The organism is Stenotrophomonas acidaminiphila, from assembly GCF_014109845.1.
Lineage (GTDB): Bacteria > Pseudomonadota > Gammaproteobacteria > Xanthomonadales > Xanthomonadaceae > Stenotrophomonas > Stenotrophomonas acidaminiphila.
In genome coordinates, this window is the sequence record NZ_CP043567.1 from 2,115,512 (window position 1) to 2,138,665 (window position 23,154).

Genomic DNA, 23,154 nt, shown 5'->3' on the forward strand with positions numbered 1-23,154 from the left:
GGGTCACGCTGCGCTGCAACCTGACCTGCGCGGCGCGCGGCTCTATCATCGGTTTCAACAGAAACCGAGATGTCGCACGGCCCATGAGCACGCCCGCCCCCCACCTCCCGCAGACGCAGACGGAAACCAGCCCGCTGCGTTTCGTCACCGCCGCCAGCCTGTTCGACGGCCATGACGCGGCCATCAACATCATGCGCCGGCTGATCCAGGCGCAGGGCGCGGAGGTGATCCACCTGGGCCACAACCGCTCGGTGGAGGACGTGGTGCGCGCGGCGCTGCAGGAAGACGCCGATGCCATCGCGCTGTCGTCCTACCAGGGCGGCCATGTCGAGTACTTCAAGTACATGGTGGACATGCTGCGCGAGCGCGGCGCCGGCCACATCCGCGTGTTCGGCGGCGGCGGCGGCACCATCACCCCGGAAGAGATCCGCGAACTGCAGGCCTACGGGGTCGAGCGCATCTACCACCCCAACGACGGCATGAAGATGGGGCTGGTGGAGATGATCGAGGACGTGGTCCGGCGCGCCGGCGATGCCCGCGACGCGGCACCGGCGGTGGACGACGACGGCGTGCCCGGCATCGGCGATGAGATCGCCATCGGCCGCATGCTGTCGCGGCTGGAGGACGGCGCCTTCGGCGAAGCGGAACTGGCGCACCTGCGCCGGCAATGGCAGCTGGCCGGCGCCAGGACCCCGGTCATCGGCATCACCGGTACCGGCGGCGCCGGCAAGTCCAGCGTCACCGACGAACTGCTCAACCGCTTCCTGGCCAGCTTCCCGCAGATGCGCATCGCGGTGGTCTCGGTCGACCCGACCCGCCGCCGCACCGGTGGCGCGCTGCTGGGCGACCGCATCCGCATGAATTCGCTGCGCAGCCCCCGCGTGTACATGCGCTCGATGGCCACCCGCCGCCAGCACGCGGCGATCAATACCGTGCTGCGCGACTGCATCGGCTTCCTCAAGTCGCTGGCCTACGACCTGGTGATCGTCGAGACCGCCGGTATCGGCCAGAGCGACTCGGAGATCGTCGACCTGGTCGATTTCCCGATGTACGTGATGACCAGCGACTTCGGCGCGCCGAGCCAGCTGGAAAAGATCGACATGCTCGACTACGCCGAGCTGGTGGTGCTCAACAAGTTCGACAAGCGCGGCGCCGAGGACGCGCTGCGCGACGTGCGCAAGCAGTGGAAGCGCAACCGCGTGGCGTTCGCGATGAAGGACGAGGACGTGCCGGTGTACCCGACCATCGCCTCGCAGTTCAACGACCCGGGCATCAGCTGGATGTTCGCCAACCTGTGCCGGCTGCTGCGCGACACGCGCGGAGCGGGCAACGCGGAGGCGGGAGCGCAGGGCGGCTGCGACTGGATGCCGGCCATCGACACCACGCTGAAGGAGCCGCGCGCGACCGTGCTGATTCCCGGCAGCCGCGTGCGCTACCTGGCCGAGATCGCCGAGCAGGGCCGCGCCATCAATGCCCGCATCGAATCGCAGGCCGAGGTGGCCGAGCGCGCCCAGGGGTGCTGGCAGGCGCTGAAGGAACTGGACGATGCCGCGCTGCCGGCGGCACTGGACCTGTACCCGGCCGACGCCCTGACCGATGCCGCCGCCGACACCAGCCTGCGCACCCTGCGCCAGCGCTACAACGACGCGGTGCAGTCGCTGGATTCGGAGGCCCTGCGCCTGCTGCGCGAGTGGCCGGCGCGGTTGAAGTCGATCACCGACGAGGTCAACGAGTACCAGGTGCGCGGCAAGACCATCCGTGTCGAGAACTACCGCGAGTCGCTCAGCCACCAGCAGGTCCCGAAGATCGCCGCGCCCACCTACCGCAGCTGGGGCGAACTGCTGGTGTTCCTGCAGAAGGAGAACCTGCCCGGCTCCTACCCGTACACCGGCGGCGTCTACCCGTACCGCCGCAGCGGCGAGGACCCGATCCGCATGTTCGCCGGCGAGGGCACCCCCGAGCGCACCAACCGCCGCTTCCACTACCTGAGCGTCGGCCAGCCGGCCGCGCGCCTGTCCACCGCCTTCGACAGCGTCACCCTGTACGGCGAGGATCCGGCGCCGCGCCCGGACATCTACGGCAAGATCGGCAACTCCGGGGTCAACATCCCCACGCTGGACGACATGAAGAAGCTGTACTCGGGCTTCGACCTGTGCGCGCCGACCACCTCGGTGTCGATGACCATCAACGGCCCGGCACCGATGATCCTGGCGATGTTCATGAACACCGCCATCGACCAGCAGGTGGAGAAGTACCTGAAGGCCGACCCGGCGCGCTGGGCCGAGGCCGGGAAGAAGATCGCAGCGATGTTCGAAGGCCGTACCCGGCCGCAGTACCACGGCGAGCTGCCGCCGACCAACAACGGCCTCGGCCTGGGCCTGCTCGGCGTCACCGGCGACCAGCTGGTGGATGCCGACACCTACGCGCGGATCAAGGCCGAGACGCTGTCCACCGTGCGCGGCACCGTGCAGGCCGACATCCTCAAGGAAGACCAGGCGCAGAACACCTGCATCTTCTCCACCGAGTTCGCGCTGCGCATGATGGGCGACATCCAGCAGTATTTCGTCGACCACGGCGTGCGCAACTTCTACTCGGTGTCGATCTCCGGCTACCACATCGCCGAGGCCGGCGCGAACCCGATCAGCCAGCTGGCCTTCACCCTGTCCAACGGCTTCACCATCGTCGAGTACTACCTGGCGCGCGGGATGAGGATCGACGACTTCGCGCCCAACCTGTCGTTCTTCTTCTCCAACGGCATGGACCCGGAATACACCGTCATCGGCCGCGTCGCCCGCCGCATCTGGGCGCGCGCGATGCGCGAGCGCTACGGCGCCAACGAGCGCAGCCAGATGATGAAGTACCACATCCAGACCTCGGGCCGCTCGCTGCACGCGCAGGAAATCCAGTTCAACGACATCCGCACCACGCTGCAGGCGCTGTACGCGCTGTTCGACAACTGCAACAGCCTGCACACCAATGCCTACGACGAGGCCATCACCACGCCCACCGAGGAAAGCGTGCGCCGTGCGGTGGCGATCCAGATGATCATCAACAAGGAGCTGGGGCTGAACTTCTGCGAGAACCCGTGGCAGGGCAGCTTCATCGTCGACAAGCTCACCGACATCGTCGAGGAGGCCGTGTACAAGGAATTCGAGGCGATCAGCGAGCGCGGCGGCGTGCTTGGCGCGATGGACACCATGTACCAGCGCGGCAAGATCCAGGAAGAGAGCCTGTACTACGAGCACAAGAAGCACGACGGCAGCCTGCCGCTGGTCGGGGTCAACATGTTCCTGCCCAAGGAGCATGCCGGCGAAGTGGCGACCGAGATCGAGCTGATCCGCTCCACCGAGGAGGAGAAGGGGCAGCAGATCGAGAACGTGCGCACCTGGCAGCGCAACCGCAATGTGCTGGCCCCGGCCGGCGAGACCTCGCACAGCCACGAAGTGGTCGGCAGCGCCTGCAACGACGACGGCGTCCACGACGGCCACGGCCTGGCCTACCTGCAAAACACCGCGCGCGAGCGCCGCAATGTGTTCGCGGCGTTGATCGAGGCGGTCAAGACCCACAGCCTTGGCCAGATCAGCCACGCGCTGTACGACGTGGGCGGGGAGTACCGGCGGAACATGTGATTGGCCGCGACGGCAGGGCCCGGAGTGGGCCTTGCCGCGTTGCCGGGCGCACCCGCTGGCGCCGGCTGGCGGTCTTGGGTGGGCCGGATCGTCCGACCGCGATCATGCGCGTCCGCCCGCATGAACGCCCGCGCGGGCCCGCCGCTGGACGGGGCGATGGCGCTCGGTGACCATAGCCCCGTATGTCCGCCCTCCCCACGCCCTCCGCGAGCCTGCTGCAGCTGCTGCCCGAAGCGGTGGTGCAGACGGATGCGTTATGGGCGATCACCTACCTCAACCCGGCCTGGCACGCGCTTACCGGGCATCCGCTGGACGCGGCGCTGGGGCGGTCGCTGCTGGAATTCGTGCATCCCGACGACGTGGGCACCCTGCGCTCGGGCATGCCGGTGTTCCGGCTGCGCTTTGCCGCGGGCGATTACCGCTGGGTGCGGCTGCAGCTGCATCCGGAGACCGACGAGGCCGAGCGGGTGATCAGCCGCCAGGGCGTGCTGATCGAGATCACCGAGGTCACCGAGCAGGTGCTGGTGGAGGTCCGCCAGCGCTTCCTGCGTCTGCTCGAAACCATCGACGGCGTGGTCTGGGAGGCCGAGCGCGGGGTGGGCAATACCTTCCTCAGCCCGCAGGTGGAGCGGCTGTTCGGCTACACCGTGGAGGAATGGCGCGCCGATCCGGGGTTCTGGCGCGCGCATGTGCACCCGGACGACCTGGCCGAGGCGCTGGTCATCGACGAAGCCGCGTACAACGCCACGCACAGCTACGCCTACGAGATGAGCTACCGGCTGATCGCCAAGTGCGGCAAGGTGGTGTGGGTGCGGGACCTGTGCCGGGCGGTGGTCGAGCCGGGCCGGCCGAACCGCATGATCGGGTTGATGATCGACGTGACCCGCGAGAAGTACACCGAGCTGGAACTGCTGCGCTCGGACAACCGCTATGCGCTGGCCACCCTCGGCTCCAATGACGGCATCTGGGACTGGGACCTGCGTACCGATGTCATGCACGTATCCGAGCGCTTCCGCCAGATCGTGGGGATGGGCGACAGCGACCCGGTGCATCACGGCGGCTGGCACTTCCTGCAGCAGCTCATCGACCCCGACGACCGCGCCCGCGTGCAGCTGGCCTACCGCCGGCACCTGTCCGGGAACAGCCCGAATTTCTCGGTGGATTTCCGGGCGTTCCATGGCTCGGGGCGCCTGGTGTGGGTGAACTGGCGCGGCGTGGCCCAGTTCGACGACGGCGTTGCCGTGCGCATGGCCGGCTCGCTGAGCGACCTGGCCGAACGCGGCAGCTCCTATGACGCGCTCACCAACCTGCCGGGCCGGCCATTGTTCCGGGCCCGCCTGGCACACGCCATCGCCCTGCACCGCAACGAATCCGGCGACGGCGCGGACATGCCGGCGCGTGGCGGGACCACGATGTTCGCGGTGCTGCTGCTGGACCTCAACCGGTTCAAGGCGGTCAATGACAGCCTGGGCCATCATGTCGGCGACCAGTTGCTGCAGCAGGTGGCGCGTCGCCTCGAATCGTGCGTACGCAACGTCGACCTGGTCGCGCGCATGAGCGGCGACGAGTTCAACCTGCTGCTCGAATCCATCGACCCCGGCGAGGCGGCCGAGCGTGCCCGGCAGATCGCCGCGGCGCTCGAAGTGCCGTACATGATCGGCCCGCATACGGTGAGCAGCAGCGCCAGCATCGGCCTGGTCAGCAGCCAGTCCGGCCTGAAGACGATCGACGACTACCTGCGCGCGGCCGATGCGGCCATGTACCGCGCCAAGAGCCGGTCGCTGGGCGTGTGCGTGGCCTCATGACCCGCCTGCCTCGGCCGGCGTTGCCGTGAGCAGTGCCTTGCATGGCGTTTCTCCGGTGCCGGGAGACTGACCGCCCGGCAGGCATGCGTGGCGTGCCCGTGGCAGGGCATGACAGTTCGTGCGGCACCCATGCCGCGCGGTTATGGATGCGCCCCGGCAAGCGCTGCACGAAACACGCCGGGTGCCTTGTGCCATGCGCTTTTCCAGTGTGCGGAGGCCGGTGTGCATGAAGCCGGCGCCGCACTGTCGGGCAGGCGGGCCCGTTGCTACCCTCGGCCGGACTTTCTGCAGACAGGCGGTGGCATGGACAGGCGGCGATTCCTCGGCGGCACGGCATTGGCGGGGGCCCTGTTGCCCCTGATGGGCACGGGCAGCGCGCTGGCGGCGCAACGCGGCGCGCGGTTGCTGCCGCTGCCGCTGGAGAAAGGCGATACGGTGGGGCTGGTCAGCCCGTCGGCGGCCAGCAGCGACCAGCTCAGCCTGCAGCTGGCGCGCGAGGCGATGCAGGCGCTGGGCTTCAAGGTCAGGACCGGCGCCCACTATGGCGCGCGCTACGGCCACCTGGCAGGCACCGATGCCGAGCGCGCCGGCGACCTGAACGCCATGTTCGGCGACCGCCAGGTCAAGGCCATCGTCTGCGTGCGCGGCGGTTCCGGCGCGGCGCGGCTGCTGCCGCTGCTGGACTACGCCACCATCCGCGCCAACCCCAAGGTGCTGCTCGGCTACTCGGACATCACCGCGCTGCATTGCGCGATCCAGGCGAAGACGGGGCTGGTGACCTTCCACGGACCGATCGGCTCGGGCAGCTGGAACCGGTTCAACGTGGACCAGTTCGAGCGCCTGTTCTTCAAGCGCGAACTGATGGAATACCGCAACAGCGTCGATACCGACGACGAACTGGTGCCGCGCAAGAACCGCACCAGCACCATCACCGGCGGCACCGCGCGCGGCGAGCTGGTGGGCGGCAACCTGACGGTACTGACCGCGCTGGCCGGTTCGCCGTACCTGCCCGATTTCAACGGCAAGATCCTGTTCCTGGAGGACGTGGACGAAGCGCCGTACCGCATCGACCGCATGCTCAGCACGTTGAAGCTGATGGGAGCGCTGGACAGAATCGCCGGCTTCATCTTCGGCGAATGCACCGGCTGCACGCCCGGCGACGGCTACGGCTCGCTGACCCTGGACCAGTTGTTCGCCGACTACATCGCGCCGTTGAAGATCCCGGCCTTCCGCGGGGCGATGATCGGCCACATCCGCGAACAGTTCATCGTGCCGGTCGGCGGCCGCGTGGAAATGGATGCCGATGCCGGTACGTTCCGCTTGCTGGAACCGGTGTTCGCCGGCAGCTGACGGTTCGCGGCGCCGGGGGCTCCCCCTGCCGGCGCGGCGATGCCGCCGCCTATACTGGCGCGGCCGCCGGCCGGCGGTATCGGCATGCCACAGGGAGAAACCGCCATGTCCATCGTCTGGCTGATGCGCCCGTTGTCGTTGTTGTGGGCGCTGTCGTTCGCCGTACCGGTATTCGCGCAGGCCGCACCGGATGAGGGCGAACTGCTGTTCCGCGGGGTCCGGGTGCTGGATACCGTGCGCGGCACGCTGGGGGCGCCCACCGACGTGCTGGTGCGCGGCAACCATATCGCCGCGATCGGCGCGGCGGCGACGCCGACGGCCGCGGCCACGGTGGTCGAGGGCCGTGGCCGCACGCTGATGCCGGGGCTGATCGACGCGCACTGGCACAGTACCTTCACCGCACTGTCGCAGGCGGACATGGAGGCCCTGGCCGCCACGCCGGACCAGCTCGCCGCGCGGGTGGCGGCCGAGTCCGAGCGCACCCTGCTGCGCGGCTTCACCAGCGTGCGCGATGTCGGCGGGCCGATCTTCGAACTCAAGGCGGCGATCGATGCCGGCCGCGCGCGCGGCCCGCGCATCTGGCCGTCCGGCGCCACCATCAGCCAGACCGCCGGGCATGGCGACATGCGCCTGCCGCACGAGCGCTCGCGGCGCTTCTTCGGCAAGCCGGCGCTGGCCGAGGAAATGGGCGCGACCTTCATCGCCGACGGGCGCGACGAGGTACTCACCGCGGTGCGCGAGAACCTGCGCATGGGGGCCAGCCAGATCAAGCTGATGGCCGGCGGCGGCACGTCCTCGGCCTACGACCCGGTGGACGTCACCCAGTACACGCTCGACGAGATGCGCGCCGCGGTGGAGGCCGCCGAGGACTGGGGCACCTACGTCACCGTGCATGCCTATACGGTGCGTGCGGTGCGTCGCGCCATCGAGGCCGGCGTGAAGAGCATCGAACACGGGCAGATGCTGGACGAGGACACGCTGAAGCTGATGGCCCGCCGTGGCGTCTGGCTGTCCAGCCAGACCCTGCGCGCGAGCACGGAGAACATGGACCCGCTGCGCCGCGAGAAGCGCAAGCCGGTGATCGACGGACAGGCGCGCATGTGGGCCATGGCCAAGCGTGCCGGGGTGCGCATGGCGTGGGGCACCGACTTCCTGTTCGAGCCGGCGCTCAATGTCGAGCAGAACGCCTTCATCCTCGGCCTGCGGGAGTGGTTCACGCCGGCGGAGGTCCTGCGCATGGTCACCCACGACAACGCCGAACTGCTGGCGCTGTCCGGCCTGCGCAGCCCCTATCGCGGGCGCCTGGGGGTGGTCGAGGAGGGGGCGCTGGCGGACCTGCTGCTGGTCGAGGGCAACCCGCTGGACGACCTGCAGGTGATCGCCGACCCGGCGCGCAACTTCGCGGTGATCGTCAAGGACGGGCGCATCGTCAAGGGTGCCGACTGATCACGGCGGGCAGGGCGGGCAGGGTGCCCGCCCGTGGGGGCGCCGTTGCGGCGCCGGCAGGCTGCCGCTGCTCCACTGCCGGCAGGCGAGGGCGCGATGAAACGGTTGTTCAAGCTCGACATTCTTTTGCCCTGGGTGGCGCTGGCGGTGCTGGCCGGCTGTGCGCACCGGGTGCCAACGGCGGTCGTGGAGGCGACGCCGGTGGCGCACATCGTGCCCTTGCCAGGCGCGATCGAGACCCGTCCCGGCGCGCTGCGGATTGCCGCGGCGGTGGCGGTGGAAGACGCGGGCACCGCACCCATGGCCCGGCGTGCGCTGGACGAACTGCTGGCGACGCTGGACATCGCCACCGCGGACACGGGCACGCCGCTGCGCCTGCAACGGGTCGACGATGCCGCGCTGGGCGAGGAGGGCTACCGGCTGGTGGTGGACGATGCGATCCACCTGAGCGCGCGTACCGATGCCGGGTTGCTGCACGCGGTGCAGAGCCTGCGCCAGCTGCTGCCGGCCAGCGCCGGCCCGGCGTACCGGGTGCCACGGCTGGCGATCACCGACGTGCCGGCCTACCGCTGGCGCGGGCTCTCGCTGGACGTGGCGCGCAGCTTCCTGCCGGTCGATTACCTGGAAAGGCACATCGACCGCATGGCGCTGTTCAAATTGAACCGGCTGCACCTGCACCTGACCGACGACCAGGGCTGGCGGATCGAGATCAAGCGGCATCCCCGGCTGGTGGAAATCGGCGGTGCCAGCGCGGTGCAGGGTGGGCGCGCCGGTTACTACACCCAGACGCAGTTGAAGCACCTGGTGGCCTACGCGCAGGCGCGCGGCGTCACCCTGGTGCCGGAGATCGACATGCCCGGGCACGTGCAGGCGGCGCTGGCCTCGTACAACGCGCTGGCCTGCGATGACGTGGCCAACCGCGGCACCTACTCGGGCGTGGAGGTGGGCTTCAGCGTGTTGTGCCTGGACAAGCCCGACGTCGTGTACCCCTTCGTCCGCGATGTGCTGGAGGAGGTGGTGGCGATCTTCCCGTCCGCCGAGATCCATATCGGCGGCGACGAGATCAGGCACCCGCTGTACGCCGGGTTCGTCGCACGCACCGCGGCGATGGTGGAGGCGATGGGGCGAAGGCCCATCGTCTGGGAGGAGGGCTCGGTGGCCGACCTGCAGCCCGGCGCGCTGCTGCAGTTGTGGAACGACGGCTATGCCATCGATGCGGCGGTCGCCAGGGGGCACCCGCTGATCCTGTCGCCGTGTTCGTACCTGTACATCGATCATGGCAACCATGCGGGCCAGCCCGGCGCCGACTGGTGCCGCGCCGAAGGCGTGCCGCTGGCCCGGGTGTATGCCTTCGACCCGACCCCGTACAGGACGGCGGTGGGCGTGGAAGCGGCCCTGTGGAGCGAATTCGTGCATACCGACGCTGCCGCCGACGAGCGCCTGTGGCCGCGCCTGGCGGCGGTGGCCGAGGTGGCATGGAGTCCCGCGCCGCGGCGCGGCTATGCAGGCTTCGTGCGGCGCCTGGGGGCGCTGCGGCCGCACCTGGACGCACTGGGCGTCCGCTACTACCGCGAGCCGGACCTGGGATGGAGCGGCCCGGCGGACGCGCGCTGAGGCGCGCCGTGCTCGGTTAGCATGGCGCCCTGCCCACGAAGGAGGTCCGGACCATGCATCGCCTGCTGGTGGTCGACGACGACAGTGACATCCGCGGATTGCTGGCCGAGCAGCTCGGCCGCACCGGCTATGCGGTGAGCACCGCCGCCGACGGCGTCGAGATGCGCCATGCGCTGGCGCGCGAACCCATCGACCTGATCGTGCTCGACCTCAACCTGCCGCGCGAGGACGGGCTGGCGTTGTGCCGCGAACTGCGCGCGCGCTCCACCACCCCGGTGATCATGCTCACCGCCCGCGCCGAGCCGATCGACCGCGTGCTCGGCCTGGAGATGGGCGCCGACGACTACCTGGCCAAGCCGTTCGAGCCGCGCGAGCTGCTGGCCCGCATCCGCAACGTGCTGCGCCGGACCGAGGCGCTGCCGGCCAACCTGGAACCGCTGGCGATGCGCCGGGCGACGTTTGCCGACTGGGTGTTCGACCTGGAGCGGCGCCACCTGGTGGATCCGGCCGGGCGCGTGGTGATGCTGTCCGGCGCCGAGTTCCGCCTGCTGCGGGTATTCGTCGGGCATGCCAACAAAGTGCTCTCGCGCGATCAGCTGGCCGCACTGGGGGGGGGGCGCAGCTATGAGACCCAGGACCGCGCGATGGACCTGCAGGTCAGCCGCCTGCGGCAGAAACTCGGCGCTGCCGGCGGCCTGATCAAGACCGTGCGCAACGAAGGCTATGTGTTCGCCGGCGTGGTGACCCTGGCATGATGCGCCGGCTGCGGCGGTTCCTGGCCTCGATGGCCGGGCGGCTGTTCGTGATCCTGCTGGCCGGCATGCTGGCCGCGGCGATCGGCGCCACCCTGCTGGCCGATGCGCACCGCCGCCAGGAGTTCGAGCAGCAGAACCTGATGCGCATGGCGGACCGCCTGCAGGGCTTCGTGGGCCTGCTTGAGAGCAACCCGGAACTGCGCGCGCGCCTGCTGGAAACCGGCGGCGCGAGCGTGAGCCAGGCCCGGGGCGAGGTCCACGCCGGCGAAGAGGACGTGGCGTTGATGGCCGTCCTGGACGACCGCGAGGGGCCGGTGGCCAATGCACGGGTATACGTCACCGGCTTCCGCGCCTGCCTGCCGCCGCTGCCGGAGCTGCTGCAGCAGCGCGCGCGGCTTTCCCGGCATCTGCGCAACCGTTATCCGGCGGTGGTGCCGCCGCGCTGCCGCCTGGTGGAGCTGACCCTGGGCGACGGCACCCCGCTGCGGCTGACATTGCAGTACCCGGCGACGGCGCGTATCAGCCTCTTCGCCTTCGATCCGCTGTTCCTGTCGCTGCTGTCGCTGGCCATCGCCGTGCTTGCCTACGTGGTGGCGCGCATCGCCAGTTCGCCGCTGCAGCGGCTGGCGGACGCGGCCACCGAACTGGGCCAGGACCTGCAGCGCGACCCGCTGCCGGTGGCCGGGCCGCAGGAGGTAAGGCGCGCGGCCGAAGCCTTCAATGCCATGCAGCAGCGCCTGCAGCGGCATATCGGCGAGCGCACGCAGATGCTCGCGGCCATCACCCATGACCTGCAGACGCCGCTCACCCGGTTGCGGCTGCGGCTGGAGAACGTGGCCGACGAAGCGCTGCGCGATCGCCTGATCGCCGACCTGGCGGCGATGCAGGCCCTGGTGCGCGAGGGCCTGGAACTGGCGCGCAGCGCCGAAAGTGCCGAGCAGCGGGTGGTGCTGGACCTGGACTCGCTGCTGCAGAGCGTGGCCGGGGATGCGGCCGACGCCGGGCACCCGGTCCAGTTCGAGCAGGGTTGCGGCGCGGTGCTGCCACTGCGCCCGCTGGCCATGCACCGGTTGTTCTCCAACCTGGTGGACAACGCCGTCAAGTACGGGCACTCGGCGCATATCCGCGCCCAGGCACGGGACGGCCAGGTCGAGGTGCGCATCCGCGACCACGGGCCGGGGCTGGCGGAGGACGCGCTGGAGGCGGTGTTCACGCCGTTCCTGCGCCTGGAGACCTCGCGCTCGCGCGATACCGGCGGCGCCGGCCTGGGCCTGACCATCGCCCGCACGCTGGCCGAGAAGAACGGCGCCACCCTGGTCCTGCGCAACCATCCCGATGGCGGGCTGGAAGCGGTAGTCACCTGGCCGGCGCCCGCCGCGGACGCCGGGCGCCGCGGCTGAGCGGCAATGCCCCTGCCGGCGTCGCTGGCCGGTTCCAGCGCCGGGGGCTGCACGGGGCGGGCAATCCCCCCTACCATGTGCCCACTCTCCCCCTGCCAGTGCACATGACGTTGCCGCAGCCGTCCGACCGCATCGACCGCCCGGCCCTGTCGTTGGATCGACGCCGCAGATCGTGCCGCCACGGCGCTGGCCGCGGCCGCTGGATCCACCCCCTCGTGCTGCTGTGGCTGTGCCTGCTGGCTGCGACCGGGGTCGTGGCCGCGGCCGACCAGACGCCGCCGCTGCGCGATTACGCCGTGGACATGTGGACCTCGCGCAACGGGCTGCCGCACAACTCGCTGCGCGGCATCGCGCAGACCCCGGAAGGCCACCTGTGGTTCGCCACCTGGGAAGGGGTGGCGCGCTACAACGGGCTCGATTTCGACCTCTATGACCGCAGCACCCGGCCCGGCCTGCTCGACAACGGCATAGGTGCGCTGTACGTGGACCACGATGGTGCGCTGTGGGTGACCGACTCGCGCGGCAACGTCCTGCGGCGCACGCTCGACGGGCGCTGGCGGCAATGGCCGCAGCAGCCGCCGGCGCCGAAGGTGCTGATCCAGGCGATGCAGAAGGACAGCAAGGGCCGGCTGTGGCTGCTCTACGAGGGCCGCGGGCTGGGCTACCTGGCGCCCGACGGACACCTGGTCTACGAGCCGCCACCACCAGGCGCGCAGGTGAACATGACCCTGTCCAACTGGCTGGCCGTCGATGACAGGGACCGGGTCTGGGTCGGCACGATGGATGGCCTGAAGCTGCGCGGCGACGATGGCGTGCTGCGCGACGCGCCGGCCGCCCTGGACCTGCCGCCGGGCCCGGCCTGGCCCTATCGCGCGCCGGACGGCGCGGTGTGGATCGTGACCGATGGCGCGCTGTACCGGATGCACTCCGGCGGCGCGCGGCGGGTGCACGTGCTGCCCGGGGTTTCCCACACCACCGCGATGCTGCAGGACCACCATGGCGACCTGTGGCTGGGCACCGAGAACCAGGGGCTGTTCCGTATCGGCAGCCATGGCGTGGAGCGCCTGCCGGACAGCCGGCAGATGCAGAACGGGCGCATCACCAGCCTGATGGAGGATGCCGAGGGCAGCATCTGGGTGGGCGGCAACGGCGGCCTGTACCGGCTGCGCGAGACCCTGTTCACCAGCTATACCACCCGCGATGGCCTGAGCGGTGACTACGTGCGCGCGGTGATCGAGGACGATCAGCGGCGCCTGTGGATCGGCGGTGCCGCCGGCCTGGACCGGATGGAGCACGATGGCCGCATCGTACCGGTGCCGCTGCGCAACAGCGTCGGCAAGGCGCCGTCGGTGTTGAGCGTGATCCAGAGCCGCGACGGCGCGATGTGGGTCGGTACCTTCGGCGACGGCATCTACCGCATCGACCGCGATGGCCGCAGCCGCCATTACGGCACGGCCAACGGCCTGGCGGCGGGCAACGTGCGGGTGATGGCTGCCGACCGCAATGGCGATGGCATCTGGGCCGGTACCCAGCGCGGGGTGGTGCGCCTGACCGCCGAGGGCGTGCAGGTGCCGGTGGCTGCCGGGTTGCCGGGGGGGCTGGTGACCGCGCTGCGCGACACCGACGACGGCCTGTGGATCGGCACCATCGAAGGCATCCGCGTGCTGCGCGGAACCACCGTGCAGCGGCTGGACGTGGACGGACTGGGCGGTGGCCGCAGCATTTTCGGTTTCACCCCGGTGGGCGACGCGATGTGGGCCACGTCCGACCGCGGCCTGTACCGCTACCGCGACGGGCGCCTGGCGCGGGTGGGGCTGGAGCAGGGCATGCCGGTGGATACCGTGTTCGAAATGGTGCCCGACCGCCTGGGCAACGTCTGGATCAGCAGCAACCGCGGCATCCTGCGCACGACCCAGGCAGCATTGGACGCAGTGGCCGACGGGCGCAGCCCGCGCATCGAAGTCGAGCGTTACAACGAGATCGACGGCATGTACAACGCCCAGGCCAACGGCAGCACCGGGCCGTCGGCGGTGCTGCGCGGCGACGGGACCTACTGGGTCGCCACCGCCGGTGGCCTGAGCATGGTCGACCCGCTGCGGCTGCAGCGGTTCCGCGAGCGGTTGCCGCCACCGGTGGTGGTGGAAAGCGTGCAGCTCGATGGCGTGCCGCTGCATTGGCAGGCGAACGGCGTCGCCGCGATCCCCGGCGGGCGCCGGCTGACCGTGGGCTACGTCGGCCTGAGCTACCTGATGTCCGACCGGATCCGCTACCGCACCCGGCTGGAAGGGCTGGACCGCGACTGGATCGAGCGCGGCAACCAGCGCAGCGTCGAGTTCGTGGGGCTGCCGCCCGGCGACTACACCCTGCACGTGTCGGCGATGCATCCGGGCGGGCGCTGGAGCGAAAGCGAGGCGGCCTGGAAGTTCACCGTCGAGCCGCTGCTGTGGCAGCGTCACAGCGTGCAGGCGGCGGCCGGCGTCGCGCTGCTGCTGGCGCTGGTGGCGTTGTACCGGTACCTGATCCACCGCTACAAGACCAGCAACATGCGCCTGGCGCGCCAGGTCGCCGAGCGCACCGCCGACCTGCAGCTGCAGGCCGAGCGCCTGCTGGCGGCCAACCAGGAAAAGACCGCGCTGGCCGAGCGCCTGCGCCAGCAGGCCGTGGCGTTCGAGCGCCAGGCCCACGAGGACCCGTTGACCGGCCTGCCGAACCGCCGCGCCTTCGACGAGGCGCTGGCGCGCGACTTCGCCCGCTCCCAGCGCAGCGGCCACCCGCTGAGCCTGCTGGTGCTGGACATCGACCACTTCAAGACCGTCAACGACAGCTGGTCGCACAGCGTGGGCGACCAGGTGCTGTGCGAGGTGGCGGGGTTGCTGGCGGCCAGTTGCCGCGATTCCGACCTGCCGGCGCGATTGGGCGGCGAGGAGTTCGCGCTGCTGCTCAACGACACCGCGCTGGACGAGGCGCAACGGGTGTGCACGCGCCTGCAGGGGCTGTTCCATGCGCAGCGCAACTGGGCCGGCATCGACAACCTGCGGGTGACCTTCAGTGCCGGGCTGGTGCAGCTCGCCGCCGATGACCGCACGCCGTTGCTGTTGTTCCAGCGCGCGGACAAGGCCCTGTACCAGGCCAAGAGCGACGGCCGCGACCGGATCTGCCTGGGGTGACAGAGGTGCCGGCCGCGACCGCCTGTCGCGTGCGGGTGCCTACGGGCGCGGCCAGCCGTTGACGATCTGGCAGAACAGGCGCGCGGTCTGTTCGGTGTCGTACACCGCGCTGTGCGCCTGGTTGGCGTCCCACTCGAATCCGGCGGCCTGCAGCGCCCGCGCCAGCACGGTCTGGCCGTAGGCCACGCCGGCCAGGGTCACCGTGTCGAACACGCTGAACGGATGGAACGGGTTGCGCTTGTGGCCGCTGCGGGCGACCGCGGCATTGAGGAAGTTCAGGTCGAAATGGGCGTTGTGGCCGACCAGGATCGCGCGCTGGCAGTTGTGCTTCTTCAGCGCCGCGCGCACCGGTGCGAACACGTGCTCCAGTGCCTCGCGCTCGGGCTTTGCCAGCCGGAACGGGTGGTCCAGCACGATGCCGGTGACCTCCAGCGACTTGGGGTCGATGTCGGTGCCTTCGGCCGGCACCACGTGCGCGCAGCTGGTCTGGCCGGGCAGCAGCAGGCCGTTCTCGTCCATCTCCAGGGGGATGGCGGCGATTTCCAGCAGCGCGTGCCGGTTCCAGTCGAAGCCGCCGGTCTCCACGTCCACCACCACCGGCAGGAAGCCGCGGAAGCGTTGCGCCATCGGCGTGAAAACAGGAGCGGTGGCCGAAGGGTCAGCGGTTTGGTTCATCGCGATAGGGTAGCAGAGGCCCGTGCCGGCCCCGCTCCCGGGCGTGCGCGGGAGCGGCGCCGGCGGCAGGTTTGTTACCCTGTGCCGCTTGTTTTTCGATGGCGGCCCAGGCCCGCACTGCGCGAGATATTCCCCCCATGAAATGGTTTCGCATCGTCCCGATCCTGCTGCTGATCGCGCTCAACACCCTGCTGCACTGCCTGCCGCTGTTCGCGGTGGCGCTGTTCAAGGCGCTGCTGCCGCTGGCGGTGGTGCGCCGCGCCTGCAATCCGCTGCTGACCGGGCTGGCCGAGAGCTGGATCGGGGTCAACAGCGCGATGATGGAGGCGTTCACCCGTACCCGCTTCCAGGTGGACGCCCCGGCCACGCTGGAGCGCGACGGCCACTACCTGGTGCTGGCCAATCACCAGAGCTGGGTGGACATCCTGGTGCTGCAGAAGGTGTTCAACCGGCGCATCCCGCTGCTGCGTTTCTTCCTCAAGCGCTCGCTGTTCTGGGTGCCGGTGCTGGGGCTGGCGTGGTGGGCGCTGGATTTCCCGTTCATGGGCCGCTACAGCCGCAAGCAGATCGCCCGCAACCCGGAGCTGGGCCGGCGCGACATGGAAGCGACGCGGCGTGCCTGCGCGCGGTTCCGCGACATCCCGGTGGCGGTGATGAACTTCGTCGAAGGCACCCGCTTCACCCGCGCCAAGCACGACGGCCAGGGCTCGCCGTTCCGGCACCTGCTCAAGCCCAAGTCCGGTGGCGTGGCCTTCGTGCTGGATGCGATGGGGCAGGGCCTGCATGCGCTGCTGGACGTGACCATCGTCTACCCCGGGGGCATCCCGTCGATGCTGGACCTGATGGCCAACCGCGTGCCCGAGGTGAAGGTGCTGGTGCGGGAGCGGCCGATCCCGGCCGAGCTGGTCGCCGGCGATTACCAGGGCGACCGTGCCTTCCGCGCGCGCTTCCAGCAGTGGATGAACGGCATGTGGCAGCAGAAGGACGAGGACATCGCCCGGCTGCTCGCCGATACCGGCAGATGACGCAGGCGGGCCCGGGTGCGGCATCGCTGCCGTGCCCGGCGGTGTAGAGTGCGCGCCTGTCCGTCACATCCAGGAGCCGCCATGACCACCGCCTTCTATCCCATCGGAACCCCCGGCCAGGCCTGGGGCGCGGCGGAAAAGGCGCAATGGCTGGCCCGGCAGCGCGTGCAGCGCAGCTATGCCGACGACGTGCTGGCCCGGATCGACGCCCTGCGCGACCGCTTCGAGGTGGCCGGTTACGGGGAACTGGACTATCCCTCCGGTCGTTACCCGTTGCTGGCCATCCGCAGCCGTGGCTGGGACGACGCCCTGCCGGTCGCGCTGGTGACCGGCGGCGTGCACGGCTACGAAACCAGCGGCGTGCTGGGGGCGCTGAAGTTCGTCGAGCGGCACGCGGCCGACTACGCCGGCCGCTGCAACCTGCTGGTCGCGCCCTGCGTGAGCCCGTGGGGCTACGAGCGGATCCAGCGCTGGAACGCGCTGGCGCTGGATCCGAACCGCAACTTCATCGCCGCCAGCCCGGCCCCGGAATCGGCGGCGCTGATGGCGCTGGTGCAGCCGTTGGCGGGGCGCTTCCTGATGCACGTCGACCTGCACGAGACCACCGACAGCGACGAGAGCGAGTTCCGCCCGGCGCTGGCCGCGCGCGACGGCAAACCGTTCGAACCGGACAGCGTCCCCGACGGCTTCTACCTGTGCGCCGATTCGCTCAACCCGCAGCCGGCGTTCCAGCAGGCGGTGATCGCGGCGGTGGCCAAGGTCACCCACATCGCGCCGCCGGATGCGCAGGGCCGGATCATCGGCTCGCCGGTGGTGGCGCATGGCGTCATCGAATACCCGCTCAAGGCGCTGGGCCTGTGCGCGAGCATCACCGGCGCGCGCCATACCACCACCACCGAGGTCTACCCGGACAGCCCGCGCGCCACGCCCGAGCAGTGCGACGACGCCCAGGTGGCCGCGGTCGCCGGCGCCCTGGCCTACGCGCTGGCGCACCGCTGAGCGGTCCCGTGCGTACACTGCCGGGCTCCAGCACAGCGGGGCGGCAGGGCATGCACGGGTTTCTGACGGGAATGGCGATGGCACTGCTGGCCTGCGCCGGCGCGCAGGCGGCACAGGCGCCGGCCTATGACCGGCCGGGCATCGGTTTCTCGGCCAGCACGGTGGGCAAGGGTGTGCTCGCCTGGGAGCAGGGCCTGCCCGATGGCAGCCGCGACCGCAGCGGCGGGGTGACCACCACCGCATGGACGGCCGACACGCTGCTGCGGCTTGGCCTGGCCCCAACCGTGGAGCTGCAGCTGGGCGCGGACACCTGGAGCGGCCAGCGCATCCGCGGCGCCGGCCTGCGCGAGCGTGCCGAAGGCGGCGGCGATGGCAGCGTCGCGCTGAAGTGGGCGCCGGCGCTGGCCAGCGACACGCTGACGGTCGCCTTCAGGCTCGGCACCACGCTGCCCTGGGGACGCGCCCCGCTGGGCGGCGATGGCCACGTCCGCGACGCGGGCGTCAGCGTGGCCTGGGCGCTGCCGGCCGACACCAGCCTGGCGCTGTACGCCGACCGGCAATGGGGCGCGGAAGGGAGCGGCTGGCTGTTCTCGCCCAGCTACGGGTTCCCGCTGGGCGAGGACGTGGCGGCCTATGTCGAAGCCGGCTACGGCGAAGACGCCCAGCACATGCGCGCCGCCGGCGCCGGGCTGGCCTGGATGGCGACGCCGTGGCTGCAGCTCGACGTCTCGTTCCTGCGCGGGCTGGACGCAGAGACCGCCGACTGGCAGGGCGGCGTCGGGCTGGCGCTGTACTTCGACTGACGCGGTCCCGGGCGGTGCGCACCGGCGCGCTCAGCGGCGCCTGCGGATCAGGGTCGAGGAGGCCTGCAGAATGGCGCGGGTCAGCAGCGCCATCGAGGCGACCTCGCCCTTCCAGTGCTGCCAGTACAGCGGGATGTCCTCCCAGGCGCGCGCCTTGACGTAGACCAGGCGCCCGCTGTCCAGGTGGCGGCGCACCAGCGGCAGCGGGTTCATGGTCCAGCCCAGGCCGCCGAGATTGGCGTGGACGAAGGCGCGGGTGGAGGGGATCCACCAGGTCGGCGCCTGCAGCGGCTGCTGCGAGCCGGTCAGGCGCTGGGCATAGCGCGCCTGCAGGTCGTCCTTGCGGTTGAACACCAGCACCGGGGCCTGCGCCAGGGCCTGCGCGGTGACGCCCCGGGCGAAGTGGCGCGCATGGAACTCGGGGGTACAGGTGGCGGCGTAGCGCATGCTGCCCAGCGCGTGGATCTGGCAGCCCTGCACCGGCTCGGACAGGGTGGTGACCGCGCCCAGCACCGCACCCTGGCGCAACAGCGCCGCGGTGTGGTCCTGGTCCTCGGTATGCAGGTCCAGCGTGGTGCTGCCGAGCCGGGCGAACGCCAGCGCGGCTTCGGGGAACCAGGTTTCCATGCTGTCGTGGTTCACCGCCACCGGGATGCTGGCGCGCGGCAGGTCGGCGTCGGACAGGCCGATCCGCTCGAACGCGTCGCGCTCCAGCAGCGCGGTCTGCTCGGCCAGGCGCACCAGCACCTGGCCCTCGGCGGTGGCCTCGGTGGGGGTGGTGCGCCGGACCAGCAGCTTGCCGACGCGTTCCTCCAGCGCCTTGATCCGCTGCGATACCGCCGAGGCGGTGACGTTCAGTGCCAGCGCGGCGCGTTCGAAGCTGCCTTCGCGGATCACCGCGGCCAGGGCGCGGAGTTGGGCATGATCGATGCGCATGATTAAGTCTGGCTAATGAGGGTTTAAGAAGTTTAGCTCCACTTCTCGATGCTGCACTGCGACAATTGCCGCCATCGACGCACCCCCGGTGCCGTCCCCCCTCTTTGCAGACAGGCAGTTCCCCCATGTTTTCCGTCGTAACCGCCCAGGCCACCAGCGCCGCCTGGCTCAGCGGTGCCGGTACCGGCATCGGTCTTTTCGCCGTGGTCGGCGCGCAGAGCGCGTTCATCCTGCGCCAGGGCATCCTGCGCCAGCACGTGATCCCGGTGATCGCCACCTGCTTCGCCATCGACGCGGCCTTCATCTTCGCCAGCGTGGCCGGGCTGCGCACGCTCACCGACCAGCTGCCGTGGCTGACCACGGTGCTGTTGTGGGGCGGCGTCGCCTTCCTGGTCTGGTATGCGCTGCAGTCGGCGCGGCGGGCCGTGGCCGGCGGTGGCGGCATGCAGCTGGATGACAGCGCCGAGTCCTCGCGCCGCGCGGCGATGATGGCCGCGGCCGGATTCTCGGTGATCAACCCGCACTTCTGGCTGGACATGGTGGTGATCGGTTCGATCGCCGACAACTTCGGCCACGCGCGCATGGCGTTCGCCGCCGGCGTGGTCACCGCCAGCGCGTTGTGGCTGACCGCGCAGGGCCTGGGCGCGCGCCTGCTGACGCCGCTGTTCCACAAGCCCGGCACCTGGCGGGTGCTGGACGGCACCATCGCGGTGATCCTGAGCGTGCTGGCGCTGACCCTGGCGCTGCGCGGCGTCGGTTGATGGCCCGGGCGCTGCGCAGGCGCATCCGCGCGGGCGCCCATGTGGTACCGGGGCGCGCATGAGCCAGCCGCGGCCCGCGCTGTGGACACGGGGCTTCGTGTTGGCGTGCATCGCCAACTTCCTGATGGGCATGTCGTTCTACGTGCTGATGCCGACGCTGCCGTTCCATCTCGTGGAGCAGTTGCGGATCGGCGAGGCCACGGTGGGGCTGGTGTTGTCCAGCTACGTGATCGCGGCGCTGCTGGTGCGGCCGTTTTCCGGTTTCATCGTGGATCGCTTCAACGCCAAGCACGCCTACCTGATGGCGCTGGCGGCCTACGTGCTGTTCACCTCCGGCTACCTGCTGGCGCACACCGTGCTGGTGTTCGTGCTGGTGCGGCTGGGCATCGGCGTGACCTTCGCGGTGATGAGCACCGCGGCCAACACCCAGGCCATCGACATCATTCCCTCGGCGCGCCGCGGCGAGGGCATCGGCCTGTTCGGGCTGATGAGCAGCCTGGCGATGGCGCTGGGCCCGATGGCCGGGCTGTGGCTGATGGACCACCATCCGTTCCAGGTGATCTTCGAGGCGGCGGTGGCCGCCGGCATCGCCGGCCTGCTGGTGGCGTCGCGGGTGCATGCGCCGCGCAAGCGGCGCGACGGCGCCGCCACGGTGTTGTCGCTGGATCGTTTCCTGCTGGTGCGCGGCATCCCGCTGGCGTTGAACCTGGCCGTGATCGGCCTGGGCTACGGCATGCTGCTGGCCTTCGCCGCGCTCCACGGCAAACAGCTGGGCGCCGGCAATACCGGCATCTTCTTCACCCTGATGGCGGTGGGCATGATGGTCTCGCGCGCCTTTTCCGGGCGCCTGATCGATGGCGGCCGGGTGGTGCTGGCGACCAACGGCGGCAGCCTGGCGATCGTCGCCGGGCTGGGATTGATGGCGTACGCGGCCGCGCCGGCGACGTATTACCTGTCCGGACTGCTGGCCGGCTTCGGTTTCGGGGTGGTGTACCCGGCCTACCAGACGATGATGGTCAATCTCGGCGGCCACGCCCGCCGCGGCACTGCGGTGGCCACGTATTTCTGCGCGCTGGACGTGGGCATCGGCGCCGGCATGGTGCTGGCTGGCCTGGTCGCCGCGCGCTTCGGGCTGGGCGCGGCGTTCGCCAGCGGTGCCGGGCTGGCGCTGGTCGCCGGCCTGGTCTATGCGCTGCGGTTGTCCGCGCGCTTCGTGCGCGCGCCGCTGCCGCAGGCCGCTGTTGCCGGCGGCGCACGGGCGGACGCAGACGACTGACGACCGGCGGCTTGGTCGCCGCCGGCCTGTGGCAGAATCAATCCGCATGCGGCGGCCGTGGATGGCCGCGCCATTACCCCGGGGGAAGCAATGAAGAAGTACCTGCCCGTCATCGCCATGCTGTGCCTGCTGTCGGCCTGCAGCCAGGGGATCAAGGGCGTCTATGCCGATGCGATGGGCGTCACCCGGTACAGCTTCACGCCCGGCGGCACGGTCACCATCGAGGCGATGGGCATCTCGCAGGAAACCACCTATGTGCGCGAGGGCGATACCTTGAAGGTGGCGCTGCCGCAGAAGGGCGCGTCGCTGAATTTCACCATCAACGAAGACGGTTCGCTGGGCGGTCCGCTCGGCATCCGTCTGGAAAAAGCCGACAGGTAACGGGGCGCTGCATGCGGCCTTCAGCTCCTGCCCGACCGGGATGCCAGCAGTGGAGCCGGTGATCGTCTCCGCGCTGCTGGCCGCGCTGCTGGCCGGCGCGGGTGCGGCGTGGTGGTTCGGCCGGCGGCGCGCGGACGCGGCCTGGAGTTTCGTCCCCGAGGCCGCCGATGCCGACCACGCTGCAGCGCCGGCAATGGACCCGGTGCTGCTGCCGCGGATGCGCCAGCGCTTCCTGCGTGCCGCGCTCGGCATCGAAGACGACGCGGCGGAGCTGCCCGATGCGGCCGGGCACCGCCAGATCGGCGATACGGTGATGGCGGTGCTGGAGCGCGCGGACCTGTCGCAACGCTACATCCCGCGGCGTCCACACCTGCTGCCGCAGCTGATCCAGAGCGTCAACGACAGCACCGCCTCGGCGCGTTCCATCGGCCGCATCATCGGCAGCGACCCGCTGCTGACGGTCAACCTGCTGCGCATCGCCAACAGCGCGCTGTACCGCTTCCAGCAGCAGGAAGTGCGCAGCATCGAACGCGCGGTGACCGTGGTCGGCAACGAAGGCATCCGCCAGATCATCTCCGCGGCGCTGGTGCAGCCGGTGATGAACCCTCCCGACGGCGATGGCGGCCGGTTCTCGCAGCGGGTATGGGATTACACCCTGCGCATGTCGCTGGCCGCGGCCGACCATGCCCGCAGCGTGGAGCGCGAGGACGGTTTCTCCGCGCAGCTGGCCGGCCTGCTGCGCGGGCTGGCGATGGTGATGGTGCTGCGCGCCACCGCCGACGCCTATTCGCACCGGCAGACGCTGGCGCCTTCGCCGGCGCTGCTGCTGTCCCTGCTGGAACGGTGCACCCCGCTGCTGGCGGCGCGGATCGCGCGCGCATGGCAGCTTTCCGCCGATGTCGCCGCGGCGCTGGAGGCTGGCGGGCAGGGCGCGCCGTCGACGCCATTGGCGCGTTCGCTGGAGGTCGGCGAACTGGCCGCGGCGTTGTCGATGCTGTGCCGGGACGGATTGCTGGAGGAAGCGCAGGCACTGGACACGTTGTCCGCCTGCGTTCCCGGTCATGTCGGTGGCTGGCTGTGGAAGCGGGTCAGCCCGGACGCGCCGGGCGAGGGCTGAGCCGCGCATCGCGGC

17 protein-coding genes are annotated in these 23,154 nt (G+C 70.5%); 15 read left to right on the forward strand and 2 right to left on the reverse strand.

From position 1 onward, the window contains the following. Positions 1-83: 83 nt before the first annotated feature. From F0P95_RS09565 to F0P95_RS09600, 8 genes are all read left to right on the forward strand, one after another. Positions 84-3,629, forward strand: coding sequence for a methylmalonyl-CoA mutase family protein (locus F0P95_RS09565; RefSeq protein ID WP_182333951.1), 3,546 nt, complete (start codon positions 84-86; stop codon positions 3,627-3,629). Positions 3,630-3,811: 182 nt separating this feature from the next. After that, positions 3,812-5,434 carry a sensor domain-containing diguanylate cyclase gene (locus F0P95_RS09570; protein WP_182333952.1) on the forward strand — a complete coding sequence of 541 codons (1,623 nt, stop codon included), beginning with the start codon at positions 3,812-3,814 and terminating at the stop codon, positions 5,432-5,434. A gap of 303 nt (positions 5,435-5,737) precedes the next feature. Next, positions 5,738-6,784, forward strand: coding sequence for a S66 peptidase family protein (locus tag F0P95_RS09575; protein WP_182333954.1), 1,047 nt, complete (start codon positions 5,738-5,740; stop codon positions 6,782-6,784). Between the two features lie 105 nt (positions 6,785-6,889). Further along, on the forward strand, positions 6,890-8,230 hold the full coding sequence (locus tag F0P95_RS09580; protein WP_182333956.1) for a metal-dependent hydrolase family protein: 1,341 nt from the start codon (positions 6,890-6,892) through the stop codon (positions 8,228-8,230). Between the two features lie 96 nt (positions 8,231-8,326). Then, positions 8,327-9,844, forward strand: coding sequence for a beta-N-acetylhexosaminidase (locus F0P95_RS09585; protein WP_182333958.1), 1,518 nt, complete (start codon positions 8,327-8,329; stop codon positions 9,842-9,844). 53 nt (positions 9,845-9,897) lie between these two features. Continuing rightward, positions 9,898-10,599 (forward strand): response regulator, encoded by a 702-nt coding sequence (locus tag F0P95_RS09590; protein WP_182333960.1) that lies wholly within the window; start codon positions 9,898-9,900, stop codon positions 10,597-10,599. After that, a complete protein-coding gene (locus F0P95_RS09595) occupies positions 10,599-11,999 on the forward strand; it encodes an ATP-binding protein (RefSeq protein WP_182336914.1) in 1,401 nt (466 codons plus the stop codon). The genes F0P95_RS09590 and F0P95_RS09595 overlap by 1 nt, the downstream gene beginning before the upstream one ends. Positions 12,000-12,103: 104 nt before the next feature. Beyond that, a complete protein-coding gene (locus tag F0P95_RS09600) occupies positions 12,104-15,166 on the forward strand; it encodes a ligand-binding sensor domain-containing diguanylate cyclase (protein WP_182333962.1) in 3,063 nt (1,020 codons plus the stop codon). 39 nt (positions 15,167-15,205) lie between these two features. Here the strand turns inward: F0P95_RS09600 and rnt are convergent, their stop codons facing one another. After that, a complete protein-coding gene (gene rnt, locus F0P95_RS09605; protein ID WP_425515854.1) occupies positions 15,206-15,841 on the reverse strand; it encodes a ribonuclease T in 636 nt (211 codons plus the stop codon). Positions 15,842-15,978: 137 nt separating this feature from the next. Here rnt and F0P95_RS09610 point away from each other — a divergent pair, with 137 nt between their 5' ends. The 3 genes from F0P95_RS09610 (at position 15,979) to F0P95_RS09620 (ending at position 18,668) form a co-directional block, all read left to right on the forward strand. Then, the gene (locus tag F0P95_RS09610) at positions 15,979-16,866 is read left to right on the forward strand and encodes a 1-acylglycerol-3-phosphate O-acyltransferase, YihG family (RefSeq protein ID WP_182333963.1); all 888 of its coding nucleotides are present in this window, start codon (positions 15,979-15,981) and stop codon (positions 16,864-16,866) included. Between the two features lie 81 nt (positions 16,867-16,947). Beyond that, complete coding sequence (locus F0P95_RS09615; RefSeq protein ID WP_182333965.1) at positions 16,948-17,865, forward strand: M14 family metallopeptidase; 918 nt, start codon at positions 16,948-16,950, stop codon at positions 17,863-17,865. A gap of 77 nt (positions 17,866-17,942) precedes the next feature. Next, positions 17,943-18,668: a transporter gene (locus F0P95_RS09620; RefSeq protein ID WP_182333967.1), complete on the forward strand. Its 726-nt coding sequence runs from the start codon at positions 17,943-17,945 to the stop codon at positions 18,666-18,668. 30 nt (positions 18,669-18,698) lie between these two features. Here F0P95_RS09620 and F0P95_RS09625 read toward each other — a convergent pair whose 3' ends face one another. Then, positions 18,699-19,604, reverse strand: coding sequence for a LysR family transcriptional regulator ArgP (locus F0P95_RS09625; RefSeq protein ID WP_054664448.1), 906 nt, complete (start codon positions 19,602-19,604; stop codon positions 18,699-18,701). Positions 19,605-19,729: 125 nt separating this feature from the next. On the opposite strand from F0P95_RS09625, the gene F0P95_RS09630 reads away from it, so the two are divergent. The 4 genes from F0P95_RS09630 (at position 19,730) to F0P95_RS09645 (ending at position 23,139) form a co-directional block, all read left to right on the forward strand. Further along, positions 19,730-20,365 carry a LysE/ArgO family amino acid transporter gene (locus tag F0P95_RS09630; protein ID WP_054664451.1) on the forward strand — a complete coding sequence of 212 codons (636 nt, stop codon included), beginning with the start codon at positions 19,730-19,732 and terminating at the stop codon, positions 20,363-20,365. A gap of 58 nt (positions 20,366-20,423) precedes the next feature. Continuing rightward, positions 20,424-21,641 carry an MFS transporter gene (locus tag F0P95_RS09635; protein WP_182333969.1) on the forward strand — a complete coding sequence of 406 codons (1,218 nt, stop codon included), beginning with the start codon at positions 20,424-20,426 and terminating at the stop codon, positions 21,639-21,641. Positions 21,642-21,731: 90 nt separating this feature from the next. Continuing rightward, positions 21,732-22,022 carry a hypothetical protein gene (locus tag F0P95_RS09640; RefSeq protein WP_182333971.1) on the forward strand — a complete coding sequence of 97 codons (291 nt, stop codon included), beginning with the start codon at positions 21,732-21,734 and terminating at the stop codon, positions 22,020-22,022. 49 nt (positions 22,023-22,071) lie between these two features. Then, positions 22,072-23,139 carry an HDOD domain-containing protein gene (locus F0P95_RS09645; protein ID WP_182333973.1) on the forward strand — a complete coding sequence of 356 codons (1,068 nt, stop codon included), beginning with the start codon at positions 22,072-22,074 and terminating at the stop codon, positions 23,137-23,139. Positions 23,140-23,154: the final 15 nt, after the last annotated feature.

Excerpts from the sequence above, each read along its gene's own strand:
- F0P95_RS09590 (WP_182333960.1), top strand. The coding sequence starts at position 9,898 with ATGCATCGCCTGCTGGTGGTCGACGACGACAGTGACATCCGCGGATTG.
- F0P95_RS09625 (WP_054664448.1), bottom strand. The coding sequence starts at position 19,604 with ATGCGCATCGATCATGCCCAACTCCGCGCCCTGGCCGCGGTGATCCGC.
- F0P95_RS09630 (WP_054664451.1), top strand. The coding sequence starts at position 19,730 with ATGTTTTCCGTCGTAACCGCCCAGGCCACCAGCGCCGCCTGGCTCAGC.
- rnt (WP_425515854.1), bottom strand. The coding sequence starts at position 15,841 with ATGAACCAAACCGCTGACCCTTCGGCCACCGCTCCTGTTTTCACGCCG.
- F0P95_RS09580 (WP_182333956.1), top strand. The coding sequence starts at position 6,890 with ATGTCCATCGTCTGGCTGATGCGCCCGTTGTCGTTGTTGTGGGCGCTG.
- F0P95_RS09585 (WP_182333958.1), top strand. The coding sequence starts at position 8,327 with ATGAAACGGTTGTTCAAGCTCGACATTCTTTTGCCCTGGGTGGCGCTG.
- F0P95_RS09570 (WP_182333952.1), top strand. The coding sequence starts at position 3,812 with ATGTCCGCCCTCCCCACGCCCTCCGCGAGCCTGCTGCAGCTGCTGCCC.
- F0P95_RS09640 (WP_182333971.1), top strand. The coding sequence starts at position 21,732 with ATGAAGAAGTACCTGCCCGTCATCGCCATGCTGTGCCTGCTGTCGGCC.
- F0P95_RS09595 (WP_182336914.1), top strand. The coding sequence starts at position 10,599 with ATGCGCCGGCTGCGGCGGTTCCTGGCCTCGATGGCCGGGCGGCTGTTC.
- F0P95_RS09615 (WP_182333965.1), top strand. The coding sequence starts at position 16,948 with ATGACCACCGCCTTCTATCCCATCGGAACCCCCGGCCAGGCCTGGGGC.
- F0P95_RS09575 (WP_182333954.1), top strand. The coding sequence starts at position 5,738 with ATGGACAGGCGGCGATTCCTCGGCGGCACGGCATTGGCGGGGGCCCTG.
- F0P95_RS09635 (WP_182333969.1), top strand. The coding sequence starts at position 20,424 with ATGAGCCAGCCGCGGCCCGCGCTGTGGACACGGGGCTTCGTGTTGGCG.
- F0P95_RS09620 (WP_182333967.1), top strand. The coding sequence starts at position 17,943 with ATGGCACTGCTGGCCTGCGCCGGCGCGCAGGCGGCACAGGCGCCGGCC.
- F0P95_RS09565 (WP_182333951.1), top strand. The coding sequence starts at position 84 with ATGAGCACGCCCGCCCCCCACCTCCCGCAGACGCAGACGGAAACCAGC.
- F0P95_RS09600 (WP_182333962.1), top strand. The coding sequence starts at position 12,104 with ATGACGTTGCCGCAGCCGTCCGACCGCATCGACCGCCCGGCCCTGTCG.
- F0P95_RS09610 (WP_182333963.1), top strand. The coding sequence starts at position 15,979 with ATGAAATGGTTTCGCATCGTCCCGATCCTGCTGCTGATCGCGCTCAAC.